A 16048-nucleotide genomic window follows, 5' to 3' on the forward strand; every position below is an offset into this window, starting at 1 on the left:
GACCCGTCCGGTGCAGGACGTGCGGCAGGACGACGTGGGCCGGGTGCGGCCAGCACGTCGCCTCGGTGAGGGCGATGGTGCCGGACGAGGAGTGGTGCGCGGGCCACACCGGCCCCGACGCACCCCGGTGGTGGCAGCGTCTCCGACGATGACCGCCGAGGCCGCCCCTAGGCTGGCCGTCATGCGCGCCGTGATGTTCGAGGAGTTCGGTCAGCTGCCCCGCGTGGTCGAGGCTCCGGCTCCGACCTGCCCACCCGACGGCGTGGTCGTGCGCGTCGCGTCCACCGGGCTGTGCCGCAGCGACTGGCACGGCTGGCGGGGCCACGACGCCGGCATCTCGCTGCCGCACGTCCCGGGTCACGAGCTGGCCGGGACGATCGCCGAGGTCGGCGAGCAGGTCACGTCGTGGACGGTCGGCGACCGCGTCACGACGCCGTTCGTGATCGCCTGCGGCGTCTGCGCGTCGTGCCGCCGCGGCGACCACCAGGTCTGCGACGACCAGCGTCAGCCCGGCTTCACGGGGTGGGGGTCGTTCGCCGACCTCGTCGCGATCGAGCGTGCCGAGGTCAACCTGGTGCGCATCCCGTCGGCGATGTCGTTCGACGTCGCGGCGAGCCTGGGTTGCCGCTTCGCGACGGCGTACCGGGCCGTCGTCCTCGTCGGGCGGGTCACCGACCAGGAGTGGGTCGTGGTGCACGGGTGCGGCGGCGTGGGCCTGGCCGCCGTCATGGTCGCGGCGTCCCGCGGCGCGCGCGTTGTGGCGGTCGACGTGTCGCGGGCGTCGCTCGAGCTCGCGGCGTCGGTGGGGGCGACGACGCTGCTCGACCCCCGCGAGGTCGACGTGCCGTCGGTCGTCCGCGAGCTCACGGACGGTGGCGCCGACGTCTCGATCGACGCGATCGGGCACGAGGCCGTCGTGACGCAGTCGCTCACGAGCCTGCGCACGCGCGGGCGCCACGTGCAGATCGGGCTCGTGGCCGGTGCCGGCGCACCGCTCGCCGACCTCATCGGCACCGTCATCGGCTCGGAGCTGCAGGTGCTCGGCAGCCACGGCATGGCCGCGCACGACTACCCGCCGATGATGGACGAGATCGCCGCGCGACGGCTGCGTCCGGACCTGCTGATCCGCGAGGCCATCGGTCTCGACGACGTCCCCCACCGCCTCGCGGGTCTCGACGAGCTCGGATCGGGTGCCGGAGGGGCCACCGTCATCCGGCTGTGAGCCCACCGCCGTCCCGCACCCGGGCGGTCATGGCCTGCTCGACCCTGCGCAGCGTCGTCTGCAGGTCGCGCAGCTCGTCGGGCGTCATGCCGAGGTCGTCGCGGATCGTGCACTGCACCTCGTCGGACGCGGCGTGGACCGCCCGGCCGGCGTCGGTCAGCGTCAGCCGCACCGATCGACGGTCGGCCTCGTCGTGCTCGCGGACCAGCAGCCCGCTGCCCTCCATGCGGCGGATGATCGGCGTCAGCGTCGCGTGGTCGAGGCGCAGGGCCTGCGCGACGCCCTTGATCGTGCTGGGTCCTGCCGAACCGAGGTGGAGCACCACGAGGTACTGCGGATAGGTGATGCCGTGCTCGTCCAGCACGGGGCGGTAGCGGCGCGTCATGGCCCGGGACGCCACGTAGAGGTCGAAGCAGACCAGCGCGCCGAGCGCGTCGTCGACCTGCTCGGGGGTACTGCGCGTCATGCCTTCTCCCGGTTTCGAGTTGTGACGTCTCCGCCCCGGTGGCAGATTGTCTAGTGCACAAGATATCTCACCGAAGGGGCATCATGGCTGACATCGACGTCAACAACATCTCGCTGCACATCACCGACTCCGGAGGCGACGGTCGTCCCGTCGTCCTGATCCACGGCTGGCCGCTCTCGGGCGCCTCGTGGTCCGAGCAGGTCCCGGCGCTCACCGAGGCCGGCTACCGCGTCATCACCTACGACCGCCGCGGGTTCGGCGAGTCCGACAAGCCCGAGTCGGGCTACGACTACGACACGTTCGCGGCCGACCTCGACGGCCTGCTGACCTCGCTCGACCTGACGGACGCCTCGCTCGTGGGCTTCTCGATGGGCGGCGGCGAGATCGCCCGCTACATCGGCACGAACGGCACCGACCGCCTGCACTCGGTCGTCTTCGCCGGCGCCGTCCCGCCGTACCTGCTGAAGACCGACGACAACCCCGACGGCGGCCTCGCCGAGTCCGACGTCCAGGAGATGGAGGACGGCGCGCGCACCGACCGCGAGAACTTCCTCGACGGGTTCACGACGAACTTCTTCAGCGTCGACGGCGAGCTGAAGGTCACCGACCAGCAGCGTCAGGACGCCATCGCGCTCGAGCAGCACGCTCGTGACGAGGCGCTGGTCGCGTGCATCGGCGCATTCGGCCGCACCGACTTCCGTGACGACCTGACCAAGGTCGACGTGCCGACGCTCGTCATCCACGGCAACGGCGACGCCGTCGTCCCGTTCGAGGTCTCGGGCAAGCGCACCGCCGAGGCCATCTCGGGCAGCGAGCTCGTCGTGGTCGAGGGCGCACCCCACGGCTTCAACGTCAGCCACGCCGCCGAGTTCAACGCGGCACTGCTGGACTTCCTGAAGAAGTAGTCCCGAGCACGACCGGAGCCCACCTGCCCCTTCGGGGTGGGTGGGCTCCGTCGTGCCACGTGGGAACAACGCGACCAGGTGTGGGGCGAGCGGCCGGCCCCCCACGCGAAAGACCCCGGGCCGACGTGGTCCGGGGTCTTGGTCGTCATCGTGCCGTGCGTGGAGCCGCCTGTCGGAATCGAACCGACGACCTTTTCATTACGAGTGAAACGCTCTACCGACTGAGCTAAGGCGGCCACGGTCCGCCGGGGATCGCCCGCCGAACCGAGAGAAACTCTACCCCGTGCCGACCCGGGGCACACACCGGGCCGGTCACCGTAGACTCGCACGCGTGACTGACACGACGCGCGCCGAGCTCGAGGAGATCCGCGCCAGCATCGACAACATCGACGCGGCACTGATCCACATCCTGGCCGAGCGCTTCAAGTACACGCAGCGCGTCGGACGCCTGAAGGCCGAGCACGACCTCCCGCCGTCCGACCCGGCCCGCGAGGAGCGTCAGATCACCCGGCTCAAGGGCCTGGCGCTGGACGCCGACCTCGACCCCGCCTTCGCCGAGAAGCTGCTGAACTTCATCATCGCCGAGGTCATCCGGCACCACGAGGACATCCGCGGCTGAGCCCGGACGAGGGAATCGCGGTGTGTCCGCGCCGGTGCGGACACACCCCGATGCGCCGGTCACCGCTCCGGCGGGAAGTCAGCAGGTCGTGCCGGCCTTCGGGACGGTTCCGTCGGCCAGGTAGGAGTCGACGGCCCGGGTGATGCACGAGTTGCCCGACAGATAGGCCGTGTGGCCGTCGCCGTCGCGCGTCAGCAGCACGCCCGAGTCGAGCTGCTCGGCCAGCGCCTCGGCCGACTCGTACGGAGTCGCCGGGTCGCGGGTCGTGCCGACCACGACGATCGGCGGGGCGCCCTTGCCGTCGATCTGCGGCAGCGGGTTGGCCGACTCGATGGGCCAGTCGGTGCAGCCGAGCGCACCGAAGGCCAGCGCCCGTCCGAACACCGGTGACTCCTCGACGAATCGGGGGGTCTGCTTCTCGACATCGGCCAGCGTCAGCCCGCCGGGGCTGTCGAGACAGTTGACGGCGCTGATGACCTGGCCGCCGTTGCTCGCGTACGTGCCGTCGGGCTTGCGCTCGAAGTAGGCGTCCGACAGGGCCACCAGCACCGAGCCGTCGCCCTTGAAGGCCGCGGTCAGGGCCTGGGTGAGGTACGGCCACGTCTCCTTGTCGTACAGCGTCACGGCGACGCCGTAGAACGCGAGACCCTCGGTCAGCTCGCGACCGCTGCCCCCCGGCAGGGGCTTCGCGTCGAGCTGCTGCATCAGGTCGGCGATCTTGGCCACGCCGGCGTCGGCGTCGTCGCCGAGCGGGCAGTCGTCGGACGTCACGCAGTCGGCGGCATAGGCCGCGAGCGCCCGCTGGAAGCCCTGGGCCTGCGCGAAGCTCGACTCGACGGGACCGAGCGTCGGGTCGACCGCGCCGTCGAGCACCATGCGGCCGACCTTGTCGGGGAACAGCTCGGCGTAGACCGCGCCGAGCTCGGTGCCGTACGAGGCGCCGAACCAGTCGAGCGTCCTGCGACCCAGCAGGGCGCGGACGACGTCCATGTCGCGGGCGACCTCGACGGTCGACACGTGGGCCGCCAGCTCGCCGGAGTTGGCCAGGCAGGCCTCGCCGAGCGCCGTGCCCGCGGCGCGGGACGCCGCGATCTCGGCGGCGTCGTCGGGATCGGGGTCGCCGGCCGCGTAGGCGTCGAACTTCTTGTCGGACAGGCACGTCAGCGGCGAGCTGAGCCCGACGCCGCGCGGGTCGACGCCGACGACGTCGGCCGAGCGGCGGACGTCGTCGCCGAGCGAGCTCTTCATCGTGGCGGCGAAGTCGATCGCCGATCCGCCGGGACCACCGGGGTTGACGAAGACGCTGCGCGTGCTGTCGCCCGTCGCGGGGTAGACGACCATGCGCAGCCTGGTCGTGGCGCCGTCGGGCTCGTCGTAGTCGATCGGCACCGTGACCCAGGCGCAGCGGCCGCCGTCGCAGTCGGACCACGTGAGGTCCTGCGTGTAGAACGACGACAGGCCCTCGGGCGCCTCGGCCTTCAGCGGCGTCGGCTCGTCGAACCCGCCCGACGAGCGGGTCGCGAAGGCGGCGTAGACAGCGACGCCGACCAGCAGCGCCAAGACGACGGAGAGCACGAGGGTCGTGCGGGCACGGGTCATCGACGGAGTCCGATCATCATGCTCTCGAGGGCGAGCAGCGGGGCGGCGTTGGCGGTGAGGGCGGCACGGCACTCGACGATCGCATCGATCGCGCCGATGGTCGACTCGGGCGTCCACATGCGGGCGATCTCGTGGACGTCGTCGGCGACGTCGGCGTTGACCAGCGCGGCGCCGTCGGTGCACTGCACCGCGAGGACGTCGCGGCAGAACGACAGCAGGTCGAGCAGCACGCCGTCGATCGCATCGCGCGTCAGCCGGGTGCGGCGGCGCTTCTGGTCCTTCTCGAGCGTCGCGGTGGCGCCCGCGTAGCCGGGGGGACGGCGACCGCGCTCCTCGACGCCCCACGCCTGCCTCACGTCGGCGAGCTCGCGCTCGTCGGCGGCGTCGCAGAACGCCGCGGCCCGCGCCGTCGCCTCGTCGCTGACGCGCTGCGCCGCCGACATGCAGTCGCCGAGGCCGCGGATCGACAGCGGGATCGACAGGATCATGCGTCGCCGCTCGCGCGCGTCGGCGTCACGCGCCAGACCGCGCGCGCGGCCGATGTGGCCCTGCGACGCCGCCGCGACGGCCTGGGCCATCGCCGGCTCGACGCCGTCGCGCTCGACCAGCAGACGGGCGATCGCCGCGGTGCCGGGCGTGCGCAGGACGACCGAGCGCGACCGCGACCGCAGCGTGATCATGACGTCGTCGGCCGCGGGCGCGCAGAGCATCCAGACCGTGTGCTTCGAGGGCTCCTCGATCGCCTTGAGCAGTGCCGCGGCGGCCTGGTCGGTGAGCCGGTCGGCGTCCTCGACGATCAGCACCTGCCAGCGGCCCAGCGCCGGCCGCAACGATGACGCGCGCACGTACTCGCGGATGCCGTCGACGCCGATCGTCAGCCCCTCGGTCGTGATGACGGTGATGTCGGGGTGGCTGCCCGCCTTGGCCGTGGTGCAGGAGTGGCACTGCCCGCAGCCGCCGCGCTCGCACTGCAGCGCCGCGCCGAAGGCCAGCGCGGCGTTGGACCGGCCCGAGCCGGGCGGGCCCGTGAAGAGCCAGGCGTGCGTCATCGAGCGGCCGTCGCCCGATGCGGAGGCCACGGCGCTGCGCAGCGTCTCGACGACGGGCTCCTGCCCGACCAGGTCGGCCCAGACCGACGTCGTCGACGTGGTCACGGGGCGCCGACCTGAGCGAGCCACGGCTCGACGGCGGCGCGGACCTCGTGGTGGATCTCGTCGGGCGTGCGGCCGGCGTCGACGACGAGGTAGTGCGCGGGATCGACCGCCGCGAGGTCGAGGAAGTGCTGGCGCACCCGCTGGTGGAACGCGAGCGGCTCGGACTCGATGCGGTCGGCGCCCTCGAACCGCGTGTGGCCGATCGCCGGGTCGATGTCGAGCACGATCGTCAGGTGCGGGCGCAGCTCGGACGTGGCCCAGCGCGCGACGGCCTCGAGCTCGGCGACACCGATCTCGCGACCGGCGCCCTGGTAGGCCAACGTCGAGTCGACGTAGCGGTCGGTCAGCACCACGGTGCCGTCGGCCAGCGCCGGCAGCACGACCCGGTCGACGTGCTCGGCCTTGTCGGCGGCGTAGATCAGGGCCTCGGTGCGCGGCGACAGCACCCCCGTGTCGTGGTCGAGCACGATGCGGCGCAGGACCTGCCCGACGTCGGTGCCGCCGGGCTCACGGGTCAGCAGGACGGGGTGGCCCAGGCCCTCGAGCCACTCGACGAGCAGCGCGGCCTGCGTCGACTTGCCGGCCCCCTCGCCGCCTTCGAGACAGAGGAACAGCCCGGTCTCGGTGAAGAGGGGATCCATGGGGCGAGCCTAGTCGGCGACACCGACGCGGGCGACGCCTGCACCGGCGCGATCGTCCGACGTCAGCACCAGCTCGGACGTCAGCAGCGCGACGCAGATCAGCCCGACCCACAGCTCCGACACCGGCACGAACGTCACCGCGACGCACGCGGCGATCGCCGCTGCGAACGGCCCGGCGGTGCGGATCGAGGGATCGTGCAGCCGGACGGGAGTCTGTCAGTCCACCCCGTTGAGCACGTCGACCGACGACAGGAGGTCGCCCTGGTCGTAGTTGTCGACCGCGACGAAGTTCGGCAGGCGGCCACGCTGGTCGCGACACTGCTGCAGACGCGGCAGCAGGACGGGCTCGGCGTTGACCTCGCGCGCGTCGGTCACCCGGGACGAGTAGTTGCTGAGCCAGTGGTTGACCAGGAACAGGGGCGCGTCAGCGGTGCCGCGGAACGGCTCACAGCTGAACTGGTCGGCGCTCGTGAACGAGAACGGCGTGTCCTGCACCTCGGTCCTGCTGTCGATGAGCCACGGGGCCTGCGCTCCGCCGCTCGAGTTCTCGAGCAGGAAGACCACGCGGCGTCCCGACGCGATCATCTCGCCCAGGGTCGGCCACGGCTCACCGGCCGCCGGGACGTGGACGTACGGCATCAGGCCCGCGCGCTCGACGAGTGCCGCGGTGTCGGCGGCCGAGACCTCGTCCTGGACGAAGAACGTGACGACCTCGCGCGGGTGCCGGTCGAGCCACCCCTTGACGTCCACCATGAGCGGCTCCCACTTCGTCGAGCCGAGCTCGCAGAGCGCGTGGCACAGATACGGCTCCGCCCGGCCGGTCGGCGTCAGGTTCAGGGAGTCGCGCAGCCGCAGGGCGCTCTGGACGAGCTCGGGGCCGTACGTCGCCTCGGCCTCCGCGAGACCGGCCGAGCGACTCTCCTCGGTGTTCGCGACGACGCCGGAACGCTGCGTGCTCTGCCCGTACCAGCTGTCGACGAGGAGCACGCGGATGCCGTCGTCGAGCTGCCGCAGGACGCCGTGCGGCTGTTCGGCGAGGAACCACCCGGGCTGGTCCGCCGCCGACATCGAGTTGTGCGTCGCGGGGAAGGCCACCTGGTCGAACCGGCGGTCGCACAGCTGCACGTGACCATTGCACGCGTCGTCGTCGGCAGCGGCGGCGACGGGAAGGCCGTCGCTCCCCGGCAGCGCGGCGACGACGAGCAGGGCCACCAGCGCCACGCCCGCGACGACCGCCACCACCGGACGTCCGCTCCTCGGGGCCGACCTCGACGGACGACCCACGCGCTCCAGCACCTCCAGCACCGCCATGCGTCCCAGCACCTGGGCCCCGCTGAGCGCCAGCAGGAACCCGACGACCGCCCCGACCACCCCGATCACGAGGACCGGACGCAGCACCAGCAGGACGCCCGCACCGAGCATGATCCCCGCCCGCAGCGCCTCGGCGCCGGGATCGGCGCTGCGGTCGAGCAGCACCTCGCGACCGCGGCGCAGCAGCGTCGCGGGCTCGAGGGAGGACCCGCGGCTGCCGGCCGCCCTCAGCACGAGCCCGACGGCCGCCGTGAGGCCCGCCGTCCACCACAGGGACCCGTCCAGCTCACGCCACGCCGCGCGCCCCAGGGCCCCGGCCAGCGACCGGTCGTCGGCCCGCGACGCGGCCAGGCTCCCGGCGACGAGCAGCAGCGCGACGTGCCCCGACGCCGCCAGGGCACCGCCGCCGACGTGGCGCACGACCGACCGCCAGCCCCGCTCCCTGACGCGTCCCGCCACGACGAGCAGCGCCACCCCCAGGAGCGGGCACAGCCAGGCCAGCAGGTCGACGAGCTGAGCGGCGTCGACCACCCCGTCGGACGCGCTCTGCCCACCGATCGACGCCAGGGTCAGGTCGAGGTCGCGCGGGATGACGGCCCCGGTGCTGGGCGACACCGTCGTGATCGCCGCGACCAGCAGCGCTCCGACGTCGGCGAGACGCAGCACGACCTGGTCGTCGTCGTCCGACGTGAGGGCCTGGTGCAACGGGGTGACCGTGGTGCGGACGACCGGCCCGAGCGCCGGGCTGGCCACCAGCGCGGTCGAGGCCGACTCGATCAACGGCCGCAGGCCCGTCAGGTCGGGCTGCTGCTGCAGCAGCCGGTCGGTGACGAGCAGGCCGAGCTGTCGCGCCACCGCCGGATCGGTGCGGACCGCGTCGACGTGCTCGACGAAGCGGTCACCGTCGAGCACCTGGCGGTTGACCACACCGGCGACGAGGCCGATCGCGAGCAGGAGTGACCCGGTGACGAGCAGAAGACGGGACAGCACCCTCATGGACGACCTCCGGCGGCGACGGCGAGGTCGCCACCTCGCACTGTAGACCCGCCGGGGGTCGGGGCGTCAGGCCTTCTCGGCAGCCGCCTTCGTGGTCGTCGTCTTCGTGGCGGTGGTCTTCTTCGTCGCCGTCTTCTTGGCCGCCGTCTTCTTGGCCGCGGTCTTCTTCGCGGGGGCCTTCTTGGTGGCGGCCTTCTTGGTGGTCTTCTTGGCGGTCGTCTTCTTGGCGGTCGTCTTCTTGCCGCCCTTCTTGGCCGGCCCCTTGGCGCGGCGCTCGGCCAGCAGCTCGAAGGCCCGCTCGGGCGTCAGCGTCTCGAGCGAGTCGTCCTTGCGCAGCGTCGCGTTGTACTCGCCGTCGGTGACGTACATGCCGAACCGGCCGTCCTTCGCGACGACGGGGCTGCCGCTGACGGGGTCGTCGCCGAGCTCCTTGAGCGGGGCGGCCGCGGCCTTGCGTCCGTACGTCTTGGGCTGGGCGTAGATCGCCCTGACCTCGTCCTCGGTGATCGTCAACAGCTGGTCCTCGCGCTCGAGCGAGCGCGAGTCGGTGCCCTTCTTGAGGTACGGGCCGTAGCGGCCGTTCTGCGCCGTCACCTCGACGCCGTCCTCGACGTAGACGACGCGCGGAAGCGTCAGCAGCTGCACGGCCTGCTCGAGCGTGATGGTGTCGAGGTCCATGTCCTTGAACAGGCTCGCGGTGCGCGGCTTGTCGGCCTTCTTGGCGCCCTCGGGCAGCGCCTCGGTGACGTAGGGGCCGAACCGGCCGTTCTTGGCGGTGATCGCCAGGCCCGTCTCGGGGTGGTCGCCGAGCTCCTTCTCCAGGCCCGAGGGCGTGGCGAGCAGCTCCTTGGCCTTGTCGAGCGTCAGCTCGTCGGGCGGCAGGTCGTCGGGCACGTTGGCGCGCGTCGGCACCTCCTTGCCGTCGTCGCCCTTCGTGAACGGGGGGCCCTCGACGTACGGGCCGTAGCGGCCGACGCGCAGGTCGATGCCCTCGCCGAGCGGGAACGTCGCGAGACCGCGGGCGTCGATGTCGGGCAGGTTCTCGATCAGCCGCTTCAGGCCGGTGTTGCCCTCGCCGCTGCCGGTCCAGAAGCCCTGCAGGACGTTGAGCCGCTCCTCGCGGCCGTTCGCGACCTCGTCGAGGACGTCCTCGAGCTCGGCGGTGAAGTTGTAGTCGATCAGCCGCGGGAAGTGCTGCTCCATGAGCCGGATGACCGAGAACGCGATCCAGGCCGGCACGAGGGCCGTGCCCTTCTTGTAGACGTAGCCGCGGTTCTGGATCGTGCCGACGATCGAGGCGTACGTCGACGGCCTGCCGATCTCGCGCGTCTCGAGCTCGCTGATGAGCGACGCCTCGGTGAAGCGCGACGGCGGCTTGGTCTCGTGCCCCGCCTTGCCGAGCTCGGCGGCCGTGACGGTCTGGTCCTGCGACAGGTTCGGCAGCTTGGTCTGCTGGTCGTCGCCCTCGGCGTCGGCGTCGTCGTTGGACTCGACGTAGGCCTTGAGGAATCCGTAGAACGTGATGGTGCGGCCCGACGACCCGAACACGACGTCCTCGCCGGACGCCGCGGTGGCGCCGATGCGGATCGACACCGAGTTGCCCTTGGCGTCGTTCATCTGGCTGGCGATCGTGCGCTTCCAGATGAGCTCGTAGAGGCGCAGCTCGTCGCCGCTGAGGCCCGTCGCCTGGGGCGTCTTGAACTTCTCGCCGGCCGGGCGGATGGCCTCGTGGGCCTCCTGCGCGTTCTTGACCTTGCTGGCGTAGGTGCGCGGCTTCTCGGGCAGGTAGGCGTCGCCGTAGAGCTCGAGCACCTGGGCGCGGGCCCCGTCGAGCGCGGTCTGCGACAGCGTCGTGGAGTCGGTGCGCATGTAGGTGATGTGCCCGTTCTCGTACAGCCGCTGCGCGACCTGCATCGTGCGGGCGGCACCGAAGCCGAACTTGCGCGAGGCCTCCTGCTGCATCGTCGTGGTGCGGAACGGGGCGTAGGGCCGGCGCGTGTAGGGCTTCTCCTCGACCGAGCGGACCGTGAACGGCTGGTCGGCGAGCGCGTCGGCCAGGGCGCCGGCCTGCGTCTCGTCGAGGTGGGCGACCTTGTCGGACGTCAGCGCGCCGGTGTTGTCGAAGTTCGAGCCCGACGCGATCCGCTTGCCGTCGACGCTGAACAGCTTGGCCGGGAACTGGCGCGGGTCGAAGCCCTCGCCGGCGTCGAACGTCGCCTCGAGGTCCCAGTACGACGCGACGCGGAACGCCATGCGCACCCGCTCGCGCTCGACGACCAGGCGGGTCGCGACGGACTGCACGCGGCCGGCGGACAGGCCGCTCATGACCTTCTTCCAGAGCACCGGGCTGACCTCGTAGCCGTACAGGCGGTCGAGGATGCGGCGGGCCTCCTGCGCGTCGACGAGGTCCATGTCGATGTCGCGGGGGTGGGCGATCGCGTACTGGATCGCGTCCTGGGTGATCTCGTTGAAGACGATGCGCTTGACCGGCACCTTGGGCTTGAGCTCGTCGAACAGGTGCCACGCGATGGCCTCGCCCTCGCGGTCCTCATCCGTCGCCAGGACGAGCTCGTCGGCGTCCTTCAGCAGCTTCTTGAGCTTGGTCATCTGCGACTTCTTGTCGGCCGAGACGACGTAGATCGGCTCGAACTCGGAGTCGATGTTGACGCCCAGGCGCGCCCACGACTCGCCCTTGAAGGCGACGGGGACCTCGTCGGCACCCCGTGGCAGGTCGCGGATGTGGCCCACGGAGGCGTCCACGACATAGCCGTCCCCGAGGTAGCCCGCGATGCTGCGGACCTTGTTGGGGGACTCGACGATGACGAGCGTGGTCACAAGAACTCCTGGGGTGGTCGGACGGGGCATACGCTAACGCGTCTCGTCAAGGAACGCCGAACCGCACTACTACAGAGCGTCGTTGATGGAATCGCGCGGCCACCGAGACGCATCGACTGTCAGCGGCCGGTGAGAGGATGTCCTGTGGCTTTCTCGGGGTATGCGCAGCTGTGGGCGGACCGTCGCGTCCGGGCCCTGCTGGTCGCGGCGTTCTTCGCCCGCATCCCCGCGATGACCGCTCCCCTGGTGCTGACGCTGTTCGTCGTGCGCGAGCTCGACGCCAAGTTCGTCATGGCCGGCGTCGTGGCCGCCGCCTCGACGGTCGGCGCGGGCATCGGCGCACCGTGGCGCGGCCGCCTGATCGACCGGCTCGGCATGCGGCGCGCGATCGTCCCGTCGATCGTCGCGGTCGCGGTGCTCTACCCACTCGCCGCCATGACGACGTCGCCGCTCGTGCTGGCCCCCATCGCGTTCCTGATGGGGCTCTTCCTCATCCCGATCTTCTCGATCGTGCGGCTGTCGCTCAGCGTCATGGTGCCGCAGGACCAGCACCGCACGGCGTTCGCCGCCGACAGCGTCATCGCCGAGGCCGGCTTCATCATCGGGCCGGCCGTCGGCGGCATCCTCGTGATCCAGGCCGGCGCCGACGTGTCGCTCGCGCTGATCGGCGCGTGCGAGGTCGTGGCCGGGCTGATCTTCTGGCGGCTCGACCCACCCACCCGGTCCGACGCCGCCCCCGACCGGAGCGCCGGCACCACGACGTCCGCGCCGGTCTCCTGGGTGTCGAGCCAGGTGCTGTTCCTGTTCCTGATCTCGGCCGGCACCATGATCGCGCTGATCTCGACCGACCTGGGCATCGTCGCCGAGCTCGACGACCTCGACCACGTCGGATCGGTCGGCATCGTCTTCGGCGCGTGGGGCCTGGCCTCGCTGGTCGGTGGGCTGCTCTACGGCGCCCTCGACTTCTCGGTGCGTCCGACCTGGTTGCTGCTGGCCCTGGGCGTGACGCTGATGCCGGTCGGCCTGGCCGACAGCGTCTGGGTGCTCGCGCTGTGCGTCATCCCCACCGGGTTCCTGTGCGCACCCACGATGTCGGCCGCGAGCGAGTGGATCGCCAAGCTCGTCCCCGAGCAACGGCGCGGCGAGGCGATGGGCTGGCAGGGCACGGCGTTCACGATGGGCGGCGCCGCGAGCTCGCCCGTCATCGGCGCGGCGATCGACGGGGTCGGTCCCTGGGGCGGCTTCCTCGTCGGCGGCTCGATCGCGACGCTCATCGCGGTCGTCGCCTTCGCGGGCCAGCTCGTGCCCCGGTGGCGGCCCGACACGGCCGGGCACCTCACGTCCTCGGGGGCACCCCGGTGACGGCCGCGCTCGTCCGCGACGCCACCGGGTCCGACGCCGCCGACCTGCTGGCGATCCACAACGAGGCCGTCCGCACGACGTCGGCGATCTGGGACGAGGACGAGGTCGACCTCGCCGACCGCGCGGGCTGGCTCGACGGACGCCTGTCGGCCGGTCTGCCCGTGCTGGTGGCCGAGGTCGACGGACGCGTCGTCGGCTACGCCTCCTACGGGCCGTGGCGGCCCCGCTCGGGCTACCGGCACACCGCCGAGGACGCCGTCTACGTGCTGGCGGCGCACCACGGGCAGGGCCTGGCGGCGAGGTTGCTCGACGCCCTCCTCGACCGTGCCCGCCGCGACGACCTGCACCGCATGATCGCGATGATCGAGTCGGGCAACACGGTCTCGATCGGGCTGCACGAGCGCCGGGGCTTCCGGGTCGTCGGGCACCTGCCCGAGGTCGGCCGCAAGTTCGACCGGTGGCTCGACCTGACCTTGCTGCAGCTCGATCTCTGACGAGACCGGGGCTCAGCGGATGACGGGGCTCAGCGGTTGAACAGACCGCCGAGCGTCTTCGCGGCGGTCTTGAGCCCCCGGCCACCGGGCAGACCCGGCACCTGGTCGATGATCGGCGCCAGCGCCAGCAGGCCGCCGAGGTGCTTGACCTTGAGGTGGCGCAGCGTCACGAGCCGCACGGGGTCGGCCCGACCCGCCGAGGCCTCGAGGAGGTCCTCGGCGCTGCCCGACACCCGGGGCCCGTGGGCGGAGCCCTCGACCCGGTCGACGGTCCAGCCGCCGTCGGCCCGCGACGCGAACGCCCACGACGCCTCGTCGGCGTCGATGCCCACCGACGCCTCGATGCCCTCGCGGGCCGCGAGGCAGCCGGTCGTGTCGGCGAGCGCGGCGACGCCCGAGACCAGCAGCCGCGGGTCGACGTCGGCCCGCACCGCATCGGCGACGTCGAGGGCGTGCAGCGCCAGCTCGTAGCAGCCGGCGTGCACCAGCGTCAGCAGCGGGATCGGGCCGAGCTGGCTCGCGACGGGCTCCAGACCGGCCGCGGTGCCGACGGTCGACGACAGCACCTCGACCACGGCGTCGCGGGACGCCTGCAGCGCCGCCAGGATCTCGTCGGCGGACGCGTCGCCGTGCGCCACGATCATGGCGGCGTTGACGGCGTCGGGGTCGAGCGGCGTGTCGACCGCGTCGGTGCCCCGCGTCTCGAGCGCCGCGCGCAGCGACGACTCCCCGTCCCACGTGCCGAGGTGCAGCACGACGTCGCGCACGGTCCAGCCGTCCAGCCGGGTGCGGGCCGACAGGTCGACGTCGGCCACCAGGGCGATGAACGCGTCCCAGCTGGCGGTCACCGCGGCCGGCAGGTCGTAGGCGTCGCTCGTGGCCAGTCCCTTGTCGGTCATCGGTCGAGCATCCCAAGGGACCCCGGGGCACGCATCCGCAGGCGGCGGTCGGCGGGACGCGTCACACCAGGAAGCCGTCGTCGGCCAGCTCGCGCACCGACGGCGCGTACCGCTGCCGCAGCTCGACGGGATCGCGGCCCAGCAACGACCCGAGGGCGTCGAGGATCTGCCCGGCCGTCAGGTCGCCGTCGCTCGCGCCGACCAGACCCGCCTCGACGGTGTCGACCTGCCGGGTGCGGCGCACGCCGTGCTGCAGCCGCACGACGATGCTCTCGGGGTCATCGGCGCCCGCGGCCCCGCGGGTCTCCTCGACGAGGTCGATCGCCTGCCGGAAGCGACGGTCGAGCAGCTGGGCGTCGTCCGCGCCGCGCAGCGCGTCGACGCGCCGCCCCCACGCGGCGACCCCGGGACCGACGGGCTGCGCGATCTCGCCCGTCCACTCCTCGAGGCGGTGCACCGGGGTCGCGGACGTCTTGCGCAGGCTCAGCCAGCCGAAGCCGATCGCCTCGATGCGCTCGCTCGCGAACCAGTCGAGCCACGCGTCGTAGCGCTGCGTGTAGTCGGGCGCCGTCGCCAGGCCCGCGTCGGCCAGCCACATCTCGACGTACGCGGCGGGGTCGACGAGCTCGCGCTGCAGGATCCATGCGTCGAGCGGACGTCCCGCGAGCCAGCGGCCCAGGTCGTCGTGCCAGTCGAGGTCGTCGTGGTGCGCCCAGTTGGCCAGGATCTGGCACCAGCCGCCGTCGTTCAGGTGCGTCTCGGCGTTCTCGACGAGGTGCCGCACGACGCTGTCGCCGGGCATGCCGGAGTCGCGGTAGACCAGCACCTGGCTGCCCGGGGGCGAGATGACGAACGGCGGGTTGGTCGCGATGAGGTCGAACGTCTCGCCCGCGACCGGCTCGAACAGGCTGCCGTCGCGGACGTCGACGTCGAGCTCGTTGAGCTCGGCGGTGAGCCGCGCCATCGCGAGGGCCCGCGGGTTGACGTCGGTCGCGACGACGTCCTGCGCGTGCTGCGCCAGGTGCAGGGCCTGGACGCCGCAGCCCGTGCCGAGGTCGAGCGCGCGCCCGACCGGCTCGCGGACCGTCAGCTGGGCCAGCGACGACGAGGCCTCGCTGATCCCCAGGACGTACGACGGGTCCATCGGCGCCTGACGGCCGTCGAGGCCGGACGTCGGATCGCACACGATCCACCAGTCGTGCTCCTCGTCGCCGTACGGGCGGACGTCGACGAGCGCACGCACCTCGCCCCCGGACGCGACGAGCATGCCCGCCGCCACGAGCGGCTCGACGAGCCCGGGCAGGGCGGCGTCGGCGCGATCGCGGTCGACCGGCACCTGGAGGGCGAACAGGCGCACGAGGGTCGCCAGGTCGCCTGCCCCGCGCGTCGCCCGCTGCGCCGGGACGGTCTGGTTGCGACCGAGCGCGCGGTGGGCGTCGTCACCCAGCAGGGCGTAGACGCCGTCGACGGTGAAGCCGGCGCCGCGCAGGGCGGACCGGAGGGCAGGAACGTGCGCAGACCCGAGCATGCCCCCAGCCTGTCACC

General features: G+C 72.4%; 14 protein-coding genes and 1 tRNA gene. 5 read left to right on the forward strand and 10 right to left on the reverse strand.

Annotated features, from left to right (window positions below; translation table 11 throughout):
* Positions 1 to 181 precede the first annotated feature (181 nt).
* The gene (locus IFT73_RS08845) at positions 182 to 1222 is read left to right on the forward strand and encodes a zinc-binding dehydrogenase (RefSeq protein ID WP_192167446.1); all 1041 of its coding nucleotides are present in this window, start codon (positions 182 to 184) and stop codon (positions 1220 to 1222) included.
* Here the strand turns inward: IFT73_RS08845 and IFT73_RS08850 are convergent.
* Entirely contained in the window at positions 1209 to 1688 is a 480-nt protein-coding gene (locus IFT73_RS08850) for a MarR family winged helix-turn-helix transcriptional regulator (protein WP_192167313.1), read from the reverse strand. The genes IFT73_RS08845 and IFT73_RS08850 overlap by 14 nt on opposite strands.
* A gap of 83 nt (positions 1689 to 1771) precedes the next feature.
* On the opposite strand from IFT73_RS08850, the gene IFT73_RS08855 reads away from it, so the two are divergent.
* Positions 1772 to 2593: an alpha/beta fold hydrolase gene (locus tag IFT73_RS08855; protein WP_056603316.1), complete on the forward strand. Its 822-nt coding sequence runs from the start codon at positions 1772 to 1774 to the stop codon at positions 2591 to 2593.
* Between the two features lie 160 nt (positions 2594 to 2753).
* Here IFT73_RS08855 and IFT73_RS08860 read toward each other — a convergent pair.
* Positions 2754 to 2829, reverse strand: a tRNA-Thr gene (locus IFT73_RS08860).
* Between the two features lie 95 nt (positions 2830 to 2924).
* Between IFT73_RS08860 and IFT73_RS08865 the strand changes: the two genes are divergently transcribed.
* Complete coding sequence (locus IFT73_RS08865) at positions 2925 to 3212, forward strand: chorismate mutase (RefSeq protein WP_056603319.1); 288 nt, start codon at positions 2925 to 2927, stop codon at positions 3210 to 3212.
* A gap of 78 nt (positions 3213 to 3290) precedes the next feature.
* Here IFT73_RS08865 and IFT73_RS08870 read toward each other — a convergent pair whose 3' ends face one another.
* The 6 genes from IFT73_RS08870 to topA all read right to left on the reverse strand — a co-directional run bounded on the left by IFT73_RS08870 (position 3291) and on the right by topA (position 11778).
* The gene (locus IFT73_RS08870) at positions 3291 to 4811 is read right to left on the reverse strand and encodes an alpha/beta hydrolase (protein WP_192167314.1); all 1521 of its coding nucleotides are present in this window, start codon (positions 4809 to 4811) and stop codon (positions 3291 to 3293) included.
* Complete coding sequence (locus IFT73_RS08875; protein ID WP_371811210.1) at positions 4808 to 5965, reverse strand: DNA polymerase III subunit delta'; 1158 nt, start codon at positions 5963 to 5965, stop codon at positions 4808 to 4810. The genes IFT73_RS08870 and IFT73_RS08875 overlap by 4 nt, the downstream gene beginning before the upstream one ends.
* A complete protein-coding gene (gene tmk / locus IFT73_RS08880; protein ID WP_056603328.1) occupies positions 5962 to 6606 on the reverse strand; it encodes a dTMP kinase in 645 nt (214 codons plus the stop codon). Before tmk ends, IFT73_RS08875 begins: the two co-directional genes overlap by 4 nt.
* A gap of 9 nt (positions 6607 to 6615) precedes the next feature.
* The gene (locus IFT73_RS19275; protein ID WP_256435466.1) at positions 6616 to 6744 is read right to left on the reverse strand and encodes a hypothetical protein; all 129 of its coding nucleotides are present in this window, start codon (positions 6742 to 6744) and stop codon (positions 6616 to 6618) included.
* Positions 6745 to 6822: 78 nt separating this feature from the next.
* Entirely contained in the window at positions 6823 to 8913 is a 2091-nt protein-coding gene (locus IFT73_RS08885; RefSeq protein WP_192167316.1) for a hypothetical protein, read from the reverse strand.
* Positions 8914 to 8979: 66 nt separating this feature from the next.
* Positions 8980 to 11778, reverse strand: coding sequence for a type I DNA topoisomerase (gene topA / locus IFT73_RS08890; protein ID WP_192167317.1), 2799 nt, complete (start codon positions 11776 to 11778; stop codon positions 8980 to 8982).
* A gap of 114 nt (positions 11779 to 11892) precedes the next feature.
* Between topA and IFT73_RS18910 the strand changes: the two genes are divergently transcribed.
* Together IFT73_RS18910 and IFT73_RS08900 are read left to right on the forward strand one after the other, a co-directional pair.
* Entirely contained in the window at positions 11893 to 13110 is a 1218-nt protein-coding gene (locus IFT73_RS18910) for an MFS transporter (RefSeq protein ID WP_056603340.1), read from the forward strand.
* Positions 13107 to 13604, forward strand: a complete 498-nt coding sequence (locus IFT73_RS08900; RefSeq protein WP_192167318.1) for a GNAT family N-acetyltransferase — start codon at positions 13107 to 13109, stop codon at positions 13602 to 13604. Before IFT73_RS18910 ends, IFT73_RS08900 begins: the two co-directional genes overlap by 4 nt.
* A gap of 29 nt (positions 13605 to 13633) precedes the next feature.
* On the opposite strand, the gene IFT73_RS08905 is transcribed toward IFT73_RS08900, so the two are convergent.
* Positions 13634 to 14503 (reverse strand): maleylpyruvate isomerase family mycothiol-dependent enzyme, encoded by an 870-nt coding sequence (locus tag IFT73_RS08905; protein WP_192167319.1) that lies wholly within the window; start codon positions 14501 to 14503, stop codon positions 13634 to 13636.
* 61 nt (positions 14504 to 14564) lie between these two features.
* Complete coding sequence (locus IFT73_RS08910) at positions 14565 to 16031, reverse strand: methyltransferase (RefSeq protein ID WP_192167320.1); 1467 nt, start codon at positions 16029 to 16031, stop codon at positions 14565 to 14567.
* Positions 16032 to 16048: the final 17 nt, after the last annotated feature.

This window comes from Aeromicrobium sp. CFBP 8757 (assembly GCF_014841755.1).
Lineage (GTDB): Bacteria > Actinomycetota > Actinomycetes > Propionibacteriales > Nocardioidaceae > Aeromicrobium.

What these genes read in the sequence shown, in the direction of transcription:
- tmk (WP_056603328.1), bottom strand. Translation starts at nt 6,606, where the DNA reads ATGGATCCCCTCTTCACCGAGACCGGGCTGTTCCTCTGTCTCGAAGGC.
- IFT73_RS08845 (WP_192167446.1), top strand. Translation starts at nt 182, where the DNA reads ATGCGCGCCGTGATGTTCGAGGAGTTCGGTCAGCTGCCCCGCGTGGTC.
- IFT73_RS08885 (WP_192167316.1), bottom strand. Translation starts at nt 8,913, where the DNA reads ATGAGGGTGCTGTCCCGTCTTCTGCTCGTCACCGGGTCACTCCTGCTC.
- IFT73_RS08870 (WP_192167314.1), bottom strand. Translation starts at nt 4,811, where the DNA reads ATGACCCGTGCCCGCACGACCCTCGTGCTCTCCGTCGTCTTGGCGCTG.
- IFT73_RS08855 (WP_056603316.1), top strand. Translation starts at nt 1,772, where the DNA reads ATGGCTGACATCGACGTCAACAACATCTCGCTGCACATCACCGACTCC.
- IFT73_RS08850 (WP_192167313.1), bottom strand. Translation starts at nt 1,688, where the DNA reads ATGACGCGCAGTACCCCCGAGCAGGTCGACGACGCGCTCGGCGCGCTG.
- topA (WP_192167317.1), bottom strand. Translation starts at nt 11,778, where the DNA reads ATGCCCCGTCCGACCACCCCAGGAGTTCTTGTGACCACGCTCGTCATC.
- IFT73_RS08905 (WP_192167319.1), bottom strand. Translation starts at nt 14,503, where the DNA reads ATGACCGACAAGGGACTGGCCACGAGCGACGCCTACGACCTGCCGGCC.
- IFT73_RS08910 (WP_192167320.1), bottom strand. Translation starts at nt 16,031, where the DNA reads ATGCTCGGGTCTGCGCACGTTCCTGCCCTCCGGTCCGCCCTGCGCGGC.